Raw genomic sequence first — 17,611 nt, forward strand, 5'->3', positions numbered from 1 at the left:
CTCAGCCTCGCCACCTGCATCATCACGCACCGACACATCGTCCGACTTTGTTAGGAACTCTTAGCAGCATGATCCCTTGAGCACCATGAGGCGCATTCGCGTCGCACCTGCTGGCGACCTCTTATCCACTCAGGGCGGCTGTCGGATGTGTCCGTGCGGCGCGGATTGCCGGGTAGAGTCCGGCCACCGCGCCGACGAGCAGGGTGGCGGCGACCGCGATCACCAGGGTCAGGGGTGGCACCGTGAGGGGCCAGCCTTTGATGAAGGCGAAGCCGGCGGTCACCGCGACGCCGATGAGTGAGCCGAGCACTCCGCCGAAGGCCGACAGCAGGAGCGCTTCGGCGAGGAACTGCGTACGGATGTGGCTTCGGGTGGCGCCGAGGGCGCGTCGGAGACCGATCTCGCGGCGGCGCTCCAGCACCGAGATGATCATCGTATTGGCCACGCCGATGCCGCCGACGAGGAGAGCAACCGAACCGAGCCCGACGAGCAGCCCGGTGAACGCCTGGTCGGCGGCGTTCCTCGCGGCGAGGGCGTCGGAGGGTCGGGACACGGTGACCTCGTCGGGCGCCTGCGGGTTGACCGTACGGCCGAGGCGGGAGCGCACCGAGTCCACGGCGGCATCCGCCGAGCGCTCGTAGACGACGGTCGGGCTGCCGTCGTAGCCGAACTGCGAGCGCGCGATCGGGGCGCCGATCAGCGCGGAGGTGTCGAGTTCCGGCGCGAGCGGCACGGCTTCGAGGATTCCGACCACGGTGAAGTACTGGTCGCCGATCCACACCTGGGATCCGGTGGAGACGACGCCCAGCCGTTCGGCGGCCTTTGAGCCGAGGACGACGGCCGCAAAGTTCGCGGTGGCATCGTCCAGCCAGGATCCCGCCGCAAGCTTGGCGCCCACGGTGCCGAGCAGATGGAGATCGGTCGCACGAGCGGTGATGCCGCCGGTGGCGTCCTTGTCAGAGAGGTGGTTTCGATACACGCCGGCAGTGAGGTCGCCGTAGCCGCTCACGCTTTCGACTCCGTCCAGGAGACCGATCTTCGCGATGGTGTCCGGCGGCAGTTTTGTGTCATGCCCGAAGACGCTTTTGCCGGCCTGCGCGGTCAGCAGGTTCGTGCCGAGGGCCGCCAGTTGGGCGTTGAGCTTCGCCTGGCTCGACGTGGAGATGCCGACGACGGCGATCATGGCGGCGATGCCGATCGCGATGCCCAGCGCCGACAGGATCGCGCGGGCTGGCCGGGTGCGCAGTCCGGCGGTGCCCAGCCGCAGCACGTCTCGGCCGAGCAGCCGGGAACGGGGCGGACGCTCCCCGAGCCGGGCGGCGACTTGGCCGGCCGGCGGCGGCGCCGAGGGAGCTGACGGGCTCGGCCCGGGATCCGCTGACGTGATCGACGCACTCATGCGATCGTCCTCTCGGCGGAGTCGGCGAGAACTCGGCCATCGCGGATGGCGATCTGACGCGGCAACCGCGCGGCCAGCTCCGCATCGTGGGTGATGACCACGACGGTGGTTCCCTGTGCGTTAATCTCGTGCAGCAGGTCGACGACCGTCGCGCCCGAGGCCGAATCGAGGTTGCCGGTCGGTTCGTCTGCCAGCAGTAGCGGCGGCTTGCCGATCACGGCCCGCGCGATGGCGACGCGCTGCCGCTCGCCCCCGGAAAGCTGGTTCGACTTGTGACCGTGGCGGTGGCCGAGCCCGATGCGGTGGAGGACGCTCCGCGCCCGCTCGCGCCGCTCGGACCGGGTGACGCCCGAGTAGAGCAGCCCGTCGGCCACGTTGTCGAGCGCGGTCACGCCGTCGGCCAGGTGAAACTGCTGGAACACGAAACCGATCCGGTGGGCGCGGAGAGCCGAGAGCGCGCGATCGGAAAGGTCGTTCACATCCATCCCTTCGATGAGGACCGAGCCCGCGGTGGGTCGGTCGAGGGTGCCGATCAGGTTGAGGAGGGTCGACTTACCGGAGCCGCTCGGGCCGACGATCGCGGCCAGTTCGCCGTACCGAATGGTCAGGCTCACTCCCGCGCAGGCCAGCACCGGAGGCTCCCCGTAGCTGCGCTCGACGTCGCGCAGCACGACGATGTCGCTCATAGTCCCGGTACCACGACTGTCTGACCGTCGGCGATGCCGTCGCCGGAGATCTCCACGCGCCCGCCGGCGAACAGTCCGGTCTTCACGGGGACGCGCGTGGTCGTACCGTCCTTGCCGATGACTTCGACCCCGAACCGGTTTCCGTCGAGTGCTTGCAGGGCGCCGACGGGGACCGAGAGCACGTTCTCGCGCACCGCTGATGGGAAGTTCACGGTCACCGTTGCCTGCTGGAGCGGGCCGGCCGCCGCCGGATCGGCCAGCGCGACGACGACGGGGATCACCACGATCTTGCTGTTGTTGCCGTCTTTCTCCGTCGGCACACCGACCGCCGTGATCGTGCCCTTCGTCGACTGGCCCAAGGGAAAGTCGATGGTGACTTTGCCGCCGACGACCGCCAACTGCTGGTCGGCGAGTTTGAGGTCGACGTCCACCTGCTTGTCGAGTCCGGTGATGCCGAGGACGGACGAGCCGGCGCCGAGTTGGGCCCCGACGGTCGTCTTCACCGCGGCGACGCGCACGTCGCCGGCGGCGAAGACGATGCGGCCGAGCTCGATGGTTCCCGTCTTCTTCTGGCCGGTGGCCTTCTGCCAGGCCCGGATCGCCTCGGCGGTGCGCCAGGTGAAACTCTCGTCGGGTTCGCGGTCGAAGTAGCCGAGCGCCGCCAGGCTCCGCTCGAGCTGTTTGACATCCGGCCCGTCGTCCATCCCGTTCTGGAGTGCACGCCAGGCGGGAACGGCCCCCTGGAAGAGGAAAACCGACACGTTGTCGAGCGCGAAGAGCTCCTGACCGAGACGGATCTGCTGGCCGGTGGCAGGCAGTGAGGTGACCACGCCGCCGAGGCTGCTGGCGACGTCGCGGGCGACGGCGAAAGCAAGGGTTCCCGAGGCCTTCGTCGTTCCGGTGAGCGTGCCGCGTTCGATCGGCGCGGTGTTGACGTGCCGGTTCTCCTTGGCGGTCCCGGGGCTGCGGGTCGTGCCGTGTGCGTAGACGCCGACGGCGCCGACACCCAGCAGGACGGCCGCACCGAAGGCGGCGCCGACCGCGACGAGCCGGCGCCGCCGGCTTCGACCGCGACGCGGAGCCGAGTCGGGCTGAGCTCCCGAGGCGGAACCGTGGGCCGCGAGCATTTTCTCAGCCATTGGGTCGCACGCCCGCGATGCCGTTGCCCGCGTTCGGCGCGCACTTCGCTATCACGCCCTTCGGCGCGTCCTGCGGGATCGTCAAGCCGATCTCGCCCTTCTTGGGATCGGCAACATCGACGCCGTTGTCGCGGAAGCACTTCGCGCTCTTCAGCGCCTCCTCCTGCAGTTGCTCGTCCGACTTGCCCTCCAGGTCAGGAGCGGGGGGCGGGTCACCGAGTTTCCCGCGGCACTTCGTGCTGGCCTGCTCGAGCGCGGCGGTGTCCGAGGAGTCGCGCAGGCCGCCGAGGCCGCCCTTCCCCGGGTCGGGAACGTCGAGGCCCTCGGCGCGCATGCACCGCGCGAAGGCGAGCTGCCAGTCTTCGAAGCTCTGCTGGCTGGAGGCGGTCTTCTCGCCGTCCGCCGCACCTGATCCGTCGCTGCCGCCGTCGGCGGCGCTGCAGCCCGTGAGTAGCGCGATCATCAGCGGTACCGCGGACAGGGTCCCGAGCACGCCGCGCTGCTTCTTCTTGGTGAGGAACATGGTCTCGTCCTTTCGGCGCGACACCCGGTGGTGTCGCTGATCCGAGACCAGTTCAGCGATTCGTCGGTTGCGACGGCGTTAAGGGATCTCTTTACCTTTTGCTGACATCACTGCTGGCGAGGGTGAACGTCACGGTGAGCCCGCCCCGGGGGTTCGCGGCGATGTCGAGCGCGGCGTCGTGCACGTTGGCGACGCTGGCCACGATCGCCAGCCCGAGACCGTGATGCCGCTGTCCGCCGACGCGTCCCGTGCCCCGGACGAAGGGCTCGGTCAGGGAGGAGACGGTGCCTTCCGGCACCACGGGTCCCGTGTTTGCCACGCGCAGTTGGACTTCGTCTCCGGTGCGTTCGGTGCGCACCTGGAGCGAGCCGCCTGCCACGTTGTGGCGCAGCGCGTTCTGCAGCAGGTTCACGGCCGCCCGACGCAGGAGCACCGGATCGCCGACGGTCTGGGCCGGGCGGAGTTTGATGTCCGCCCGCAGGCCGCAGGACTCAAGCTCGTCGCGCAGGTCGTGTAGCGCGTCCACGGCGATCTGAGCGAGGTCGATGTCCTCCTGGCGAACGCCCCGCGCGCCGATCTCGGCGAGGGTGAGGAGCGAGTCGACGGTCTCGATGTTGCGCCGGTTGGTCTGGTAGACGCGTTCGGCGACCTGCCGCAGTGTGGCCTGGTCGAGATCGGGGTCGGCCAGGGCGACCTGCAGCATCGTCTGGTTGGTCGCCAGGGGCGTACGCAGTTCGTGGGAGGCGTTCGCCGCGAATCGACGGTGGGCCTGGAACGAACGGTCGAGCTTTTCGAGCATGTCGTCGAAGGTGTCCGCGAGATCGTGCACCTCGTCTCCCGGGCCGCGCATGCCGATACGGTGATCGAGGGTGCCCGTCGCGGCGAGCTTCGCGGCTGAGTTGATCGCCGAGAGCGGACGCAGCACCCGGCCCGCGGTGATCCAGCCGAGCATCGCGCCGATCATCGCGAGCACGACGAGCACGACGATTGAGACGATGAGCAGCGTTTTGAGGATGTCGGAAGCGCTGGTGAGGTTGAGGCCCCGCACGGTCTCGGTGGGTTGAAGTGGCGAGACGGGCCTGGTTCCCGGGACGGACACGTTCTCCACCTTCGCCGGCAGGATCGCGTACGTCGGCACGTACCTCATGAAGGTGTAGACGGCGCCCAGCATCAGCGCACCGGTGCCCGTCATGAGGGCCGCGTAGGTGAGGGTCAGCCGGGCGCGGATCGTCATCCGCGGCCGCCACGACAGCAGGTTCCGGGGCGAGGACCGCTCAGCCACGGGGACCATCGAATCGGTAGCCGCTGCCGGGGACCGTCTGGATCACCCACGGCTCGCCGAGCTTCTTGCGCAGGGTGGAGATGGTCACGCGGATCGTGTTCGTGAACGGGTCGGCGTTCATGTCCCAGGCCTTCTCCAGCAACCGTTCGGCGCTGAGCACGCCGCCGTCGGCCCGCATGAGCAACTCCAGGACGGCGAACTCCTTCCGGCTCAGCCGCACTTGGCGCCCGTTCCGAGACACCTCCTGCCGGAACGAATCGAGCCGGACACCGGCTGCCTCCAGCGACGGGGGCGCCACCGGCTGGTTCCGCCGCTCAAGGGCACGCAACCTCGACACCAACTCCGGAAACTCGAACGGCTTCGCGACATAGTCGTCGGCACCCCGTTCGAAGCCGGTGACCTTGTCATCAAGGGTCCGCGCCGCTGTCAACATCAACACCCGGGTACGGGGATGCTCGACGGCGATACGCGCACACACGTCATCGCCGTGCGTCCCCGGAATGTCACGGTCGAGCACGACCACGTCGTAGTCGTTGGCCGAGACATGTTCCAGGGCCGTGTCACCGTCGTGCACCACATCAGCCGCGATGCTCGCTCGACGCAGGCCTGTCTGTATCGCTTCCGCCAGCAGCAGTTCGTCCTCGACGATCAACACTCGCATGTCTTCCTCCCACCTCACACCTACCTGGCCCGACCGACCAGCCAAACATGACACGGATTGCGAAGACGTTAAGGAATTCGTCGCTACCGCACTTTGGCCCCGAAAATGCAAGGATGCGAAATATGACGGACATGGGTGCCGAAAGCGCTGAGGTCGACAGCGTGTCCGCGTTGGCTCGCGGCCACAGCCAGGGCTTGGATCAGCCGGAGGGCGCGAGGGCGGCTCTCCGCTGAGACCGGCAAGGCGACGGGGCGCGCCTGCAAGGCCCGCACAACCGGATGATCGAGATCTGGGTTCGCCGGGACCGGCACCTCAGGTCGGTCCGGGGTCGGCTCGGATGTCGGACCTGCCAATCGCAACTCGATGATGAGGTCGCCGTGGTCACGGCCGCGATGGCGCAAGGTGGCCGTCCGGGACCAACCTTCCCTGCATCGCGGCGAAGATGGTCCGCCGCCTCGCGGCCCGGACGAAGGCCAGCGTGCGACCCTGACTGCCTTGCTGCGACCAGCGCGCCGCTACGGGCGAGAGGCCGAAGCGCGACGCGCGTCCGGAGGACGTGATCCTGCACAGTCTTGAAGAGCTGCTCGCGTCCGGGCCGGTCGCGCCGGCCGTGACCGCGACCATCATAACGTCCCGGGGGGACCGGAACCCGACGAACGCAGACCCCGGCGGCGAGGGCGGCCGCCGGCTTGGACGCTGCACCGCTCCAGCCGGCCTCGATCTTGCCGGCAGCGAACGCTACAGAGCCCGCACGGGTCCTTCATCCACTCGCAGGTATCTGCCACAAGCCGAGGAACGGTCCCTCTCCGCCAGAGACAAGGAGCCCTCCGCCGGAACCAAACGCCACACTACTTACGGCTCCGCTAGGCTCACGCAGGGTGGTCAATCGTTTCGCGGAGGCCGCTGATGTCACATCCCACACCATCACCGTTGCGTCGTGGCTGCCAGTAGCCAGGGTTTTGCTGTCGGGACTGAACGCCACACTGCGGACACCCTTGGCGTGACCGGTGAGGGGTGGTCAGCCGGACGGGATCTGATCCTTCGGCCACGTTCCACAAGATCACGTTGCCGGGCTCGCCGCGGTACTCCCGCAGCAGCGACGGCCCGCGCAGCAGCAGCTCGCCGTCCGCCGCCACCGCGGGTGGTCCACCGCAGCAGGTAGCGCAACGCGGCCGACCGCGGCGTAGCGGTCCGGCCACCGCCGCCGCTCGACCGAGCCCGCACCCCGTTCCACAACACCCAGCTCACCGAGCCGGTTCGACTGGGGCCACGCGGAGAGCCCTCCCGGTCAGGGTCCGGCCGCAGCACCCGGCGGACATCGACCTCGTCAGTAGTATCTGCGACTACCTTTCAACGCCACCGAGAGTTCCTGAGGGTTCTGCAGGCGTCCCAATGCGACGGGTGTTGTCCGACGCCGGCGAACGGCACGGCATGCTGCGGGTCGAGTCGAACGCCATCTCGTCGACCTCCAGCTGCTCTGGGTCGCCGGCCACGTACGGGCCGAGCGAGACCTGGACGAACCCGCTGTCGTGTACTGAAACGTCGACGGGACCCGCCGGGGTGCGTATGGTGAACCGGTCGGTCTTGACTGCGCCGGTTTCCCGCAGGTGCCGCGCCAGGATGATCAATCCGTTACCGCTACGGCTGCACTCGCTGCCGTCGGCGTTGAAGATCTGCACGGACGGGACGCCGTCCGTCCAGAACGGCAGCAACACGCCGTCGGCGCCGATGCCCCGGTGCCGGTCGCAGACCAGCCGCGCGGCTTCGACTGTATGAGGAAAGTCCGCGCGATCCACGACCAGATAGTCGTTGCCGAGCACGTGGTAACTGACGAAGTCAGCCATGGCCGAGATCCTTGTCGACCACGGCGCTTAGCCCGGCGACCGTGCTGTTCTTGAAGAACTGGCGCATGCTCACCTCGGTGCCGAACTCGGCGCGTAGGCGCGCGATGACCTGGGTCATGGCGAGAGACTGCCCGCCGAGCGCCAAGAAGTCGTCGCCGCGGCCGGCCCCGGGCACCCCGAGGACCTCGCGCCATATCTTGGCGACGCGCTCCTCAGTGGCGGATAGCGGACCGTCCTCTGTGACCACGATTTCCGGCGGCTCCGGTAGAGCGGCTCGGTCCGCTTTACCGTTCTCGCCGAGCGGAAAAGCATCCAATTCCACGAACCGAGCTGGCACCGCGACTGGCGACAGCCGCTCCGCGAGATAACGCCGCATCTCAGCATGCGAAGGAACCGTACCGGTACGCGGCACGAAGTAGCCGATAAGGTCTGGGCCACGTGCAACAACGACCGCGGAGACCACTCCGGGATGGGTTGCCAGCACCGCCGAAACCTCTGCGGGCTGCACTCGTACGCCGCGGATCTTCAGCTGGTCGTCGAGTCGGCCGACGATCGACAGCGTTCCGTCCGGCGCGAGCCGTCCCAGGTCGCCGGTTCGGTACACGAGGTCGCCGGGATCGTCGCGGAACGGATTCGGCTCGAACGCCGGCCCGCCGTGCAGATACCCGGCGGTTAGTACTGCAACGGCGGGTCGTGTCTTACGGCGGTTCGAGTCGTTTGCGGTAGTGAGCGGCTCGGGCCTGCGCCTGCCGGCGTCTACGCCACTGTGACCAGTGCAGGATGTGACTGGTGTGGTGCTGGACGGTCGAGACCAGCCGGGTGAACAGGCGACGGATCTCGTTGCTGCTCAACGGGATCAGCGTGTCCGGCCCCGGCTGGGTCCCCCGCGCCTGCTCGGCAGCGCGAGTGATGACCAGCCGGGGAGCCTGCATGACCGAAGCCGTCGAACACGCCGTCGCCGACGCCACTCGATTCGTCGCCGGCAACGGTCACCTACCGCGGAACGTCGTCTCCGAACCAGGCAACGACATCGAACGCCACGTGAGCCTGGCCAACGCGCAGCGGATCGCCGCTACCGTACGGGCCCGTGGCGGAACGATCGTCGCCACCGGCGGATGCTTCGACCTGCTCCACACCGGACACGTCGCCACCCTCAACGCCGCTCGGCGCCTCGGCGACTGCCTCATCGTCTGCCTCAACTCCGACACCAGCGTCACCAACCTCAAAGGACCAGACCGCCCGGTCATCAGCCAGAGTGACCGAGCCGCAATGCTCCTCGCGCTCCGCTGCGTCGACGCTGTCGTCATCTTCGACGACAGCACGCCCGTTCCCACCCTCAACCACATCCGACCGGACATCTGGGTCAAAGGCGGCGATTACACCGCCACCGGTATGTCCGAAGCTCAACAGGTACGAAGCTGGGGCGGGCAAGCCGTCACCGTCCCTTACCTGTCCGGCCGGTCAACCACCACGATCCTGAACACGACCCGCCGAACCGAACGTTCCGGCACACGTCCAGCGGTCGGGGCCTAGAACTGTCCTGCGACGTCAGCACTCTCCTGGCCGTACGCGATCCTTATACGGATGCGGCAGTCGGCGGCCAACATCCTCGTCGGGCTCACCTCGATTCGGGCCGCCCGCCCTGACGGGGCAACGATTTGCGCTGCAGCGCAAGCGGGGCCGTCGCCCCTACGTCGCCGCCGCGCAACGCCGCGACCAGGTCCGATGCATCACTCGGCCAGCGCGTCGGCCTCCGGCCGCAGCCAAAACCCTACCAGCGGCGTCCGGCCCAGCCGCGGTCGCCGAACAGCGGCCCGCCCGGCCGCGCCGGCATCCTCGGGGACCTCGACGCGTAGCACATCGCGGCCGTCGACCTGGATGACCACGTTGCCGTCGCCAGTTACGACGATGCTGTTGCTCGCCTGCCCGACCGCGCGGTCGCCGTCGACCGGCCGAACAACTCCTCCGCGCCGGTAGAAGAGCCTGGCGCCGTCCCGGCAAGCCGTCTACTGGAAGGACGACCACGATGGACCTCACCGCAGACCCGGTGGTGCGGGTCGGTCACAATGGGGTGTCAGCGATCGATGGGAGTGGATCATGTCGGCGGTGGGGATCATCACGGCCGCGTTGGCCGCCGGTGCCGCAGTGGGTGTGAAGGACACCGCGTCGGCGGCGGTCCGGGACGCATACAGCGAGTTGAAGGCGCTGCTCAAGCGTGGTTTCGGCGACCACGACGGAGCGGCGGTGCGGGCGCTGGACGCTGACGAGACCGAGCCCGGTGTGTGGCAGGCCCGCATCGGCGACGCCCTGGCCGAATCCGGCGCCGCCGACGACGAGGAGGTCCTGGCGGTGGCGCGGCGGCTGCTGGCCCTGGCCGATCCGGACAAGGCCAGGACGTTCCGCATCGATGTGGAGACCAACTATGGCGCGGTCGGTGAGTTTCACGGGCCGGTGACGTTCAACCAGGGGCCGCCGGTCCCCCCAGCCTCGCCGGCAGCCCCCTAGGGCAAGGGACTCCCGGCGGCAGGCACGAGCCCGCTCTCACTATCGGCGCCGCATACGGGCCGGTTGGCGTCTTCCAGGCCCCGGTCACGGTGCACGGCCGGTCCCCGGTGGAGTGGCCGGTCCTGGTCGGTGCGGTACCGCCGCTGGCCGACCGGCGGGTGGACCGGCCCGCCGACCGGCACCTTGCCGACGCCGTCGCCCACGCCGGTGGGACGGGGGTAATGTGTCAGGTGCTGTCCGGGCTGGGCGGGGTGGGCAAGACCCAGGTCGCCGCCGCGCTGGCACACCAGGTATGGAACACCGGGCAGGTCGACCTGCTGGTGTGGGTGACCGCGACTTCCCGCACCGCGATCCTGACCGGCTTCGCCCAGGCCGCTGCCCGAGTCACCGGTGTCGACGACACCGACCCCGAACGCGGCGCCGCCCACCTGCTCGGGTGGCTGGCTGAGCCGCACCAGCGGCGGTGGCTGATCGTGCTGGACAACCTGGACAGCCCCGACGACCTGACCGGCCTGTGGCCACCCACCACTGCGTTCGGGCGCACGGTGGTCACCACCCGCCGCCGCGACACCGCCCTGCTGACCGGCCGCCACGCCATCGACGTGGACGTGTTCACCCCCGACCAAGCGGTCGCCTACCTGCACAGCAAGCTTGCCGACCAGCCACACCGGCTGGACCAGGCCGATGCGCTGGCGGCGGATCTGGGGTACCTGCCCCTCGCTTTGGCGCAGGCCGCGGCGTATCTGCTGGATCAAGGGCTGGACTGTGCCGGATACCGGCACCGGCTGGCCGATCAACGCCGCCGCCGGCTGGCCGATCTGGCCCCGGACGCATTACCGGACGAGCACCGTTCCACGGTGGCGGATACCTGGTCGCTGTCGATCGACCTGGCCGACCGGCTCGCCCCGGCCGGGCTTGCCCGGCCGCTGCTGGAACTCGCGGCGTTGCTGGACCCGAACAGCATCCCGACCGGCCTGTTCGCCGCCGCCGCCGTCACCGCGTACTGCACCACTCGGCTGGGCCGCCCGGTGGACGGCGAGGACACCCACGACGCGCTACGGCTGCTGCACCGGTTCAGCCTCGCCACCATCGACGACACCGGCACCACGATGCGGGTACATGCCCTGGTCCAACGCGCCACCCGAGACCAGCTCACCGCCGATCAGATCACCGCGAGCGCGCGCACCGCCGCCGACGCCCTCATCCATGCCTGGCCGGACGTCGAACGCGACACCGCCCTGACCGAAGCGCTACGCGCCAACACCACCGCCCTGCACGCCACCACCGGCGACGCCCTGTGGACTATCCCGGTACGCCTTACCGGCTGGCGTCGGATCCTCGCCCGACTTGTAGGTTTCCGGCCGTATGAAGCACACGAGGTGCTGCACCGAGCCGGCAACAGCCTCGGCGAGATCGGCTTGGTCACCGCCGCCCGTGACTACTTCGCCCGGCTCCGTGTTCTCGCCGCACAGCACCTCGGTCCCGACCACCCCAACACCCTGACCATTCGCAACGACCTCGCCTGGTGGTGTGTTCAGGCCGGCGATCTGGCCGGCGTTGCCACCGACCTCGAACAGCTGCTCACCGACTACCTGCGGGTCCTCGGCCCCGACCACCCCCAAACCCTGACCACCCGCAACAACCTTGCCCACTGGCGCGGGCACACCGGCGACCCGGCCGGCGCCGCCGCCGCCCTCGAGGAACTGCTCACCGACCAGCTGCGGGTCCTCGGCCCCGATCACCCCAACATCCTGGCCAACCGCGCGAACCTTGCCCACTGGCGCGGGCACACCGGCGACCCGGCCGGCGCCGCCACGGCCATCGAGGAGCTGCTCACCGACCAGCTGCGGGTCCTGGGCGCCGATCACCCCAACATCCTGGCCATCCGCAGCGAACTCGCCTACTGGCGCGGGCACACCGACGACCCGGCCGGCGCCGCCGCGGCCTTCGAGGAGCTGCTCACCGACCAGCTGCGGGTCCTCGGCCCCGATCACCCCCACACCCTGGCCACCCGCGCCAGCCTCGCCGTCTGGCGGGGCAGGGCCGGCGACCCGGCCGGCGCCGCCGCCGCCTTCGAGGAGCTGCTCACCGACGAGCTGCGGGTCCTCGGTCCCGATCATCCCGATACCCTGGCCACCGGCGCGGCCTTCGCCGCCTGGCGGGGTCAGGCCGGCGACCCGGCCGGCGCTGCCGCCGCCCTCGAGGAACTGCTCACCGAGCAGCTGCGGGTCCTCGGCCCCGACCACCCCTACACCCTGACCACTCGCAGCGAAGTCGCCTGGTGGCGGGGTCAGGCCGGCGACCCGGCCGGCGCCGCCGCGGCCTTCGAGGAGCTGCTTACCGATCGGCTGCGGGTCCTCGGTCCCGACCATCCCGATACCCTGGCCATCCGCCACGACCTCGCCGCCTGGCGGGGCGAGGCCGGCGACCCGGCCGGCGCCGCCGCGGCCTTCGAGGAGCTGCTTACCGATCGGCTGCGGGTCCTCGGTCCCGATCATCCCGACACCCTGGCCACCCGTGCCAGCCTCGCCGCCTGGCGGGGCGAGGCTGGCGGCCCGGCCGGCGCCGCCACGGCCCTAGGGGGCCACGTCCGCGCTGGTGGTGTAGGAACGGCCAGCGCTGATCCAGATAGTTGAATGTTAGGCGGCGGCCAGTTCGGCTGTGGCGGGTTTGGTGTCGGTTCCCTCGTTCGAGATCACGGTGAGACGGGCCTTGGCGAGGATCTCCAGGCCCATGTAGCGGCGGCCTTCGGTCCACTCATCGGTCTGCTCGGCCAGGACGGCGCCGATGAGGCGGATGATCGCGGCGCGGTTGGGGAAGATCCCGACGACGTCGGTGCGGCGGCGGATTTCCTTGTTCAGCCGCTCTTGGGGGTTGTTCGACCAGATCTGGCGCCAGACCTCACGCGGGAACGCGGTGAAGGCCAGCAACTCCTCGCGGGCGTCGTCGAGGTGCTCGGCCGCGGCGGGGAACCGTTCGGCGATCGCGGTCACGACGCGGTGTACTGGGCGTGCACGCTGTCGGCGTCGGGCTGGTCGAAGACGGTGCGGACCAGGGTGGCCACCCACGGCTGCGCCGATTTCGGGACCTTGGTGAGTAGGTTGCGCAGGTAGTGGGTGCGGCAGCGCTGCCAGGCGGCGCCGGGCAGCGCGGCGCCGATCGCCGAGACCAGGCCGCGGTGGGCGTCGGAGACCACGAGGTTGACCCCGGACAGCCCGCGTGCGGTCAGCGAGCGCAGGAAGGCCAGCCAGCCGGCGCCGTCCTCGTCGGAGGCGACGTCCAGGCCGAGGACCTCACGTTGGCCGTCGGCGTTGACCCCGACCGCGACCAGGGCGTGCACGTTCACCGTCCGGCCGTGCTCACGCACCTTGACCACGAGGGCGTCGGTCCACACGAACGTGTAGTGGCCGCTGTCGAGGGGCCGGTTGCGGAACGCCTCGACCTGCGCGTCCAGGTGCGCGGCCATCTCCGACACCTGGCTCTTGGACAGCGAGGCGATGCCGAGCTGCTCGACGAGTTTCTCCACCCGCCGGGTCGACACCCCCAGCAGATACGCGGTGGCCACCACCGAGACGAGGGCCTGCTCGGCCCGGCGGCGGTGCTGCAGCAGCCAGTCCGGGAAGTAGGAACCGTTGCGCAGCTTCGGGATCGCCAGCTCAATCGTGCCAGCGCGGGTGTCCCAGTCCCGAGGCCGGTAGCCGTCGCGCTGGTTGACCCGTTCGTCGCTGCGCTGCCCGTAGGCGGCGCCGCACAGGGCGTCGGCCTCGGCGGACATGAGCGCTTCGGCGAACGTCTTCACCATCGTACGTAGCAGATCGGGTGACGCGGACTCGATGTGCTCGCGCAGGAACGCGGCACCGTCCACACTCACGGGTGCGGCCATCGCTTGGTCTCTCCTTCGTAGCTTTGATCACTTCGAAGGATCAAGCGGTGGCCGTTCATATTCCGGCATCCCCACCCAAAGTGGGCGAGTCGTACACCACCTCACAGGACGCAGCCCCCTAGTACTGCAACGGCGGGTCGCTACCTCGTGTGATTCTGGGTCGTTGGCCGGGTGTGGTGACGGTTGAGCAGGTCGAGGGCTGGGACGAGGATTTTCGGGAGTACTTCCTGGGGTTCTCGCACTGGTTCAGCCGGGTGGATATCCGGTGGCGGGCGTTGAAGTATCTGCGTGGGTTGATGGCGCCGATCGAGCGGCGTAACGGCTGGACGCTCGCCGAGCAGGCCGGTGACCAGACCCCGGACGCGATGCAGGGGTTGTTGTGCAGTCCGTGTTTCGACCGTGACGCGGTTCGTGACGAGGTCCGCTCGGGTGTGGTCGCGGCGATCGGGGATCCGGGTGGGGTGCTGATCGCCGATAAGACCGGATTCGTCAAGAAGGGCAAAGCCTCGGCGGGAGTGCAGCGGCAGTACACCGGTACCAGCGGCAAGGTCGACAACTGCCAGATCGGGGTGTTCCTGGCGTATGCCAGTCCAGCGGGGCGGGCGTTGATCGACCGGGAGTTGTACCTGCCGAAGTCCTGGATCACCGATCGGGACCGCTGCCGTAAGGCGAAGGTGCCCGATGAGGTCGAGTTCGCGACCAAACCGCAGCAGGCGCGGACGATGCTGGAGCGGGCTGTGGAGGCGGGGTACCGTTCGCCTGGTTCACCGCCGACGAGGCCTATGGGCAGAACCCGGGCCTGCGTCTCTGGTGCGAACAGCAGGACATCGCCTATGTGATGGCCACCCGCTGTGACGATGCAGTGCCCTCGGGGCTGCACACCACCACGCGCGTGGACGAGATCATCGCCAAGGTGCGGCCCGGCGCGTGGAAGCGGATGTCCTGCGGCGACGGCGCACACGGGCCCCGGGTCTACGACTGGGTGGCCACGCCGATCCGGGCGCAGTTCCCGCACGGCCGCCGCGGCTGGGTCCTCGCGCGGCGCAACATCGGCACCGGCGAACTGGCCTACTACCGGTGTTTCGGGCCGCGCGGCACCCGGCTACGCGTCCTGGTCGCCACTGCGGGCGCCAGGTGGGCAGTGGAGGAAGCGTTCCAGACCGCGAAGAACGAGACCGGTCTGGACCAGTATCAGGTCCGCCGCTACGACGCCTGGTATGCCCACATCACCCTGGCCATGGCCGCAGCGGCGTTTCTGGTCATCACTCGCGCTGCCGAGCAGGCGCGGGGGGACCCAGCCGGGGCCGGACACGCTGATCCCGTTGAGCAGCAACGAGATCCGTCGCCTGTTCACCCGGCTGGTCTCGACCGTCCAGCACCACACCAGTCACATCCTGCACTGGTCACAGTGGCGTAGACGCCGGCAGGCGCAGGCCCGAGCCGCTCACTACCGCAAACGACTCGAACCGCCGTAAGACACGACCCGCCGTTGCAGTACTAAGCCGTGTCTCGTGGATCTGTGGTGAGATCGCGGAACCCGCCACGGTGCCGAACTGTTTGAGTTTGCTGACGGCGCGTTCGACGGTGTTGCGCTGCTTGTAGCGCTCGGCGTCGAACGCCGGCGGCCGCCCGCTGGCGGCACCTTGTATGCGGCGGTTGGCCTGTTGGTCGGCGCGTTCGGGGATGGTCGCGGCGATAGGGCGGCGTAGGTCGGCGCGGATCGCGCTGATGGAGTGGGCCTTTCGCCCAGGATGCGGGCGGACCGGGTTCTGGGCCGGACGCGGCGGCGGGCGATGCGCTGCCAGGTGCCGTCCAGAGCCCAGCGGCGATGCCAGAGATTGGTTCCGCGCCACCCCGGGTGCTGGCTAACTAGATTCTGATGCAGATCCATGCCAACGTTCGGGCATGGCTCCAATGCCACGACAACAGCCAGCTTCAGCAGCATGGCCGACACTGCACCGCGGCGACCCTCTGCTTATCGGAACAACGCCGGACATCAACCTCCGCAGCAACGTCACGCCTCAGCAAGCTGCCCACTCGGCGAAGGAACCAAGATGTTCCCTTCGTTGAACTGGGCAACTCCCTCGCGCAGCACATCACCAAGTCCCGTGCCACGCGATGAACTGCAGGACAGCGAGCAGGACGCCGCAGCCAAACGACCACCAGGACTACCGCTGGCTCAGTTTCCCGACCGATTTCGACCGAGCAGAAGCTACTCAGTGCTAACGACCATCGACATCAATGGCCGAATCGCCGACCGATCGCCGTTGCAGGCACTTGCTTGGCCACCGGGACTATCCATCTCGATCAGCTTGATGGTCCCACTCATTGTGATTGCACCGGACGCGGCCAGCCGCGAACACGTCACCAGCCAGGGCCACATTCGGCTCTCGGCTGCGATCCGGCATGTCCTGCAGATCACCAGCGGGCACAGGCTCTACATGACTGCTGCGATCGACACAGACCGACTGACGATCGGTCCGCCGTCGGTCATCGACGAGTTCGTCAGCCGACTCCAGCAGGAAGCCACACAGGCGTAGGTGTCATGACAGTCCACGTGCAGGCCCCGACAACCATCGACCTCGAGACCGCTCGCCTCGTGCTGCAACAGCTCGGCATCACCGCCGAGACACTGGGCGCTCCCACTCGGCCGCGCGAGACACCGACGTTCGCCGACTACATCGACCGTGTGTCGGATGCTGTCTCGGCTGGCACGCGGCGTGCCTACACCACCTACTGGAGGCGAATACGAGACGCCTGGGGCGAACGGCGCCTGAATGAGCCAACACCCTTGGAGATCAAACAGCTGGCCGAACGGATCAAGAGCAACGCAGTTGTCAGAAGCAACTCCCGTGGCGGCCGTACAGCAGCAGAGCACACCATCGCAGCTCTGCGATGTCTGTACAGCCATGCGGTCGCAGACGGGTACATCGCCGAGAGCGGCAACCCGTCGACCCGCGTTCCCAAGCCTCGACGCCTTGCGAGTACACGCCGAGCTCTGTCGGACGAACAACTTGCTCAGATTGTTGGGACAGCTGGCGTCACGGGCAACGATCCCGACCTCGACACACTCCTGCTGCGCCTTCACACGGAGACGGCATGCCGTCGAGGCGGAGCGCTCGCGCTCCGCCCGATCGACCTTGACGGCGCCCAATGCCTGATCCGCCTTCGCGAAAAGGGCGAGACAGTTCGTTGGCAGCCGGTTTCGCCTACCCTCATGCATCACCTCGTCCGCCACCACCAGGAGCGAGACACCAGCGGCGACCGACACGGTCCGTTGCTGCGCTACCGCAACGGACCGCCGATCACCGCTCGCCGCTACGACCACATATGGCAACGACTGGGCGTGCACCTACCGTGGGTAGCAACGCAGCAGGTGAGCACGCACTGGATCCGGCACACCACGCTGACGTGGGTTGAACGGCGGTTCGGCTACGGTGTCGCCCGGGCCTTCGCCGGCCACAACGGCCGATCGGACGCCGGCACGACATCCACATACGTCCGGGCCTACCTCGACGAGGTTGCCGAAGCGCTCGCAGCACTGACCGGCGAACCGCATCCACTTGCACGCACGACACTTGAACGTGATCAGAAGATTGCCCGCGGGTCTGTGTCTGTCAACGTAACGGCTCTGGCGCAAAGACGGTGGTTGCGGGGTGATCGACGTCTGCTGATCGAGGTGCGGCAGG

At 68.7% G+C, this 17,611-nt stretch carries 14 protein-coding genes and 3 pseudogenes; 6 read left to right on the forward strand and 11 right to left on the reverse strand.

The window, feature by feature from the left end; translation table 11 throughout:
- Positions 1-121: 121 nt before the first annotated feature.
- From ABD352_RS49545 to ABD352_RS49585, 10 genes and pseudogenes are all read right to left on the reverse strand, one after another.
- Positions 122-1,270 (reverse strand): ABC transporter permease, encoded by a 1,149-nt coding sequence (locus ABD352_RS49545; protein ID WP_344619633.1) that lies wholly within the window; start codon positions 1,268-1,270, stop codon positions 122-124.
- A gap of 125 nt (positions 1,271-1,395) precedes the next feature.
- The gene (locus tag ABD352_RS49550; RefSeq protein WP_344619644.1) at positions 1,396-2,076 is read right to left on the reverse strand and encodes an ABC transporter ATP-binding protein; all 681 of its coding nucleotides are present in this window, start codon (positions 2,074-2,076) and stop codon (positions 1,396-1,398) included.
- A 5-nt stretch (positions 2,077-2,081) separates the two neighbouring features.
- On the reverse strand, positions 2,082-3,212 hold the full coding sequence (locus ABD352_RS49555; RefSeq protein WP_344619634.1) for an efflux RND transporter periplasmic adaptor subunit: 1,131 nt from the start codon (positions 3,210-3,212) through the stop codon (positions 2,082-2,084).
- 4 nt (positions 3,213-3,216) lie between these two features.
- Positions 3,217-3,747 carry a hypothetical protein gene (locus tag ABD352_RS49560; protein ID WP_344619635.1) on the reverse strand — a complete coding sequence of 177 codons (531 nt, stop codon included), beginning with the start codon at positions 3,745-3,747 and terminating at the stop codon, positions 3,217-3,219.
- A 91-nt stretch (positions 3,748-3,838) separates the two neighbouring features.
- Positions 3,839-4,981, reverse strand: coding sequence for a HAMP domain-containing sensor histidine kinase (locus tag ABD352_RS49565; protein ID WP_344619636.1), 1,143 nt, complete (start codon positions 4,979-4,981; stop codon positions 3,839-3,841).
- 40 nt (positions 4,982-5,021) lie between these two features.
- Positions 5,022-5,690: a response regulator transcription factor gene (locus ABD352_RS49570; RefSeq protein ID WP_344619637.1), complete on the reverse strand. Its 669-nt coding sequence runs from the start codon at positions 5,688-5,690 to the stop codon at positions 5,022-5,024.
- Between the two features lie 760 nt (positions 5,691-6,450).
- A complete protein-coding gene (locus tag ABD352_RS49575) occupies positions 6,451-6,615 on the reverse strand; it encodes a hypothetical protein (RefSeq protein WP_425553958.1) in 165 nt (54 codons plus the stop codon).
- Positions 6,616-6,690, reverse strand: a pseudogene (locus ABD352_RS57920) (hypothetical protein); the annotation flags it as partial.
- Positions 6,691-7,033: 343 nt separating this feature from the next.
- Complete coding sequence (locus ABD352_RS49580) at positions 7,034-7,534, reverse strand: hypothetical protein (protein ID WP_344619638.1); 501 nt, start codon at positions 7,532-7,534, stop codon at positions 7,034-7,036.
- Positions 7,527-8,138 (reverse strand): phosphopantetheine-binding protein, encoded by a 612-nt coding sequence (locus ABD352_RS49585; protein WP_344619639.1) that lies wholly within the window; start codon positions 8,136-8,138, stop codon positions 7,527-7,529. Before ABD352_RS49585 ends, ABD352_RS49580 begins: the two co-directional genes overlap by 8 nt.
- A gap of 326 nt (positions 8,139-8,464) precedes the next feature.
- Here ABD352_RS49585 and rfaE2 point away from each other — a divergent pair, with 326 nt between their 5' ends.
- The 3 genes from rfaE2 to ABD352_RS49600 all read left to right on the forward strand — a co-directional run bounded on the left by rfaE2 (position 8,465) and on the right by ABD352_RS49600 (position 12,675).
- Positions 8,465-9,067, forward strand: a complete 603-nt coding sequence (rfaE2, locus tag ABD352_RS49590; protein WP_425553957.1) for a D-glycero-beta-D-manno-heptose 1-phosphate adenylyltransferase — start codon at positions 8,465-8,467, stop codon at positions 9,065-9,067.
- Between the two features lie 564 nt (positions 9,068-9,631).
- A complete protein-coding gene (locus ABD352_RS49595; RefSeq protein ID WP_344619640.1) occupies positions 9,632-10,039 on the forward strand; it encodes a hypothetical protein in 408 nt (135 codons plus the stop codon).
- 107 nt (positions 10,040-10,146) lie between these two features.
- Positions 10,147-12,675, forward strand: a complete 2,529-nt coding sequence (locus ABD352_RS49600) for a tetratricopeptide repeat protein (RefSeq protein ID WP_344619641.1) — start codon at positions 10,147-10,149, stop codon at positions 12,673-12,675.
- 3 nt (positions 12,676-12,678) lie between these two features.
- On the opposite strand, the pseudogene ABD352_RS49605 reads toward ABD352_RS49600, so the two are convergent.
- A pseudogene (locus ABD352_RS49605) lies at positions 12,679-13,922 on the reverse strand (IS256 family transposase).
- A gap of 227 nt (positions 13,923-14,149) precedes the next feature.
- Here ABD352_RS49605 and ABD352_RS49610 point away from each other — a divergent pair.
- From ABD352_RS49610 to ABD352_RS49620, 3 genes and pseudogenes are all read left to right on the forward strand, one after another.
- Positions 14,150-15,339, forward strand: a pseudogene (locus ABD352_RS49610) (IS701 family transposase).
- Between the two features lie 637 nt (positions 15,340-15,976).
- Positions 15,977-16,462 (forward strand): hypothetical protein, encoded by a 486-nt coding sequence (locus ABD352_RS49615; protein ID WP_344619642.1) that lies wholly within the window; start codon positions 15,977-15,979, stop codon positions 16,460-16,462.
- A 5-nt stretch (positions 16,463-16,467) separates the two neighbouring features.
- The coding region (locus ABD352_RS49620; RefSeq protein WP_344619643.1) for a tyrosine-type recombinase/integrase at positions 16,468-17,611 on the forward strand (1,144 nt) is incomplete at its 3' end.

The sequence above is a fragment of the Dactylosporangium salmoneum genome (assembly GCF_039532525.1).
GTDB lineage: Bacteria > Actinomycetota > Actinomycetes > Mycobacteriales > Micromonosporaceae > Dactylosporangium > Dactylosporangium salmoneum.

Excerpts from the sequence above, each read along its gene's own strand:
- rfaE2 (WP_425553957.1), top strand. The coding sequence starts at position 8,465 with ATGACCGAAGCCGTCGAACACGCCGTCGCCGACGCCACTCGATTCGTC.
- ABD352_RS49570 (WP_344619637.1), bottom strand. The coding sequence starts at position 5,690 with ATGCGAGTGTTGATCGTCGAGGACGAACTGCTGCTGGCGGAAGCGATA.
- ABD352_RS49580 (WP_344619638.1), bottom strand. The coding sequence starts at position 7,534 with ATGGCTGACTTCGTCAGTTACCACGTGCTCGGCAACGACTATCTGGTC.
- ABD352_RS49595 (WP_344619640.1), top strand. The coding sequence starts at position 9,632 with ATGTCGGCGGTGGGGATCATCACGGCCGCGTTGGCCGCCGGTGCCGCA.
- ABD352_RS49565 (WP_344619636.1), bottom strand. The coding sequence starts at position 4,981 with ATGACGATCCGCGCCCGGCTGACCCTCACCTACGCGGCCCTCATGACG.
- ABD352_RS49575 (WP_425553958.1), bottom strand. The coding sequence starts at position 6,615 with ATGGTGTGGGATGTGACATCAGCGGCCTCCGCGAAACGATTGACCACC.
- ABD352_RS49560 (WP_344619635.1), bottom strand. The coding sequence starts at position 3,747 with ATGTTCCTCACCAAGAAGAAGCAGCGCGGCGTGCTCGGGACCCTGTCC.
- ABD352_RS49555 (WP_344619634.1), bottom strand. The coding sequence starts at position 3,212 with ATGCTCGCGGCCCACGGTTCCGCCTCGGGAGCTCAGCCCGACTCGGCT.
- ABD352_RS49615 (WP_344619642.1), top strand. The coding sequence starts at position 15,977 with ATGTTCCCTTCGTTGAACTGGGCAACTCCCTCGCGCAGCACATCACCA.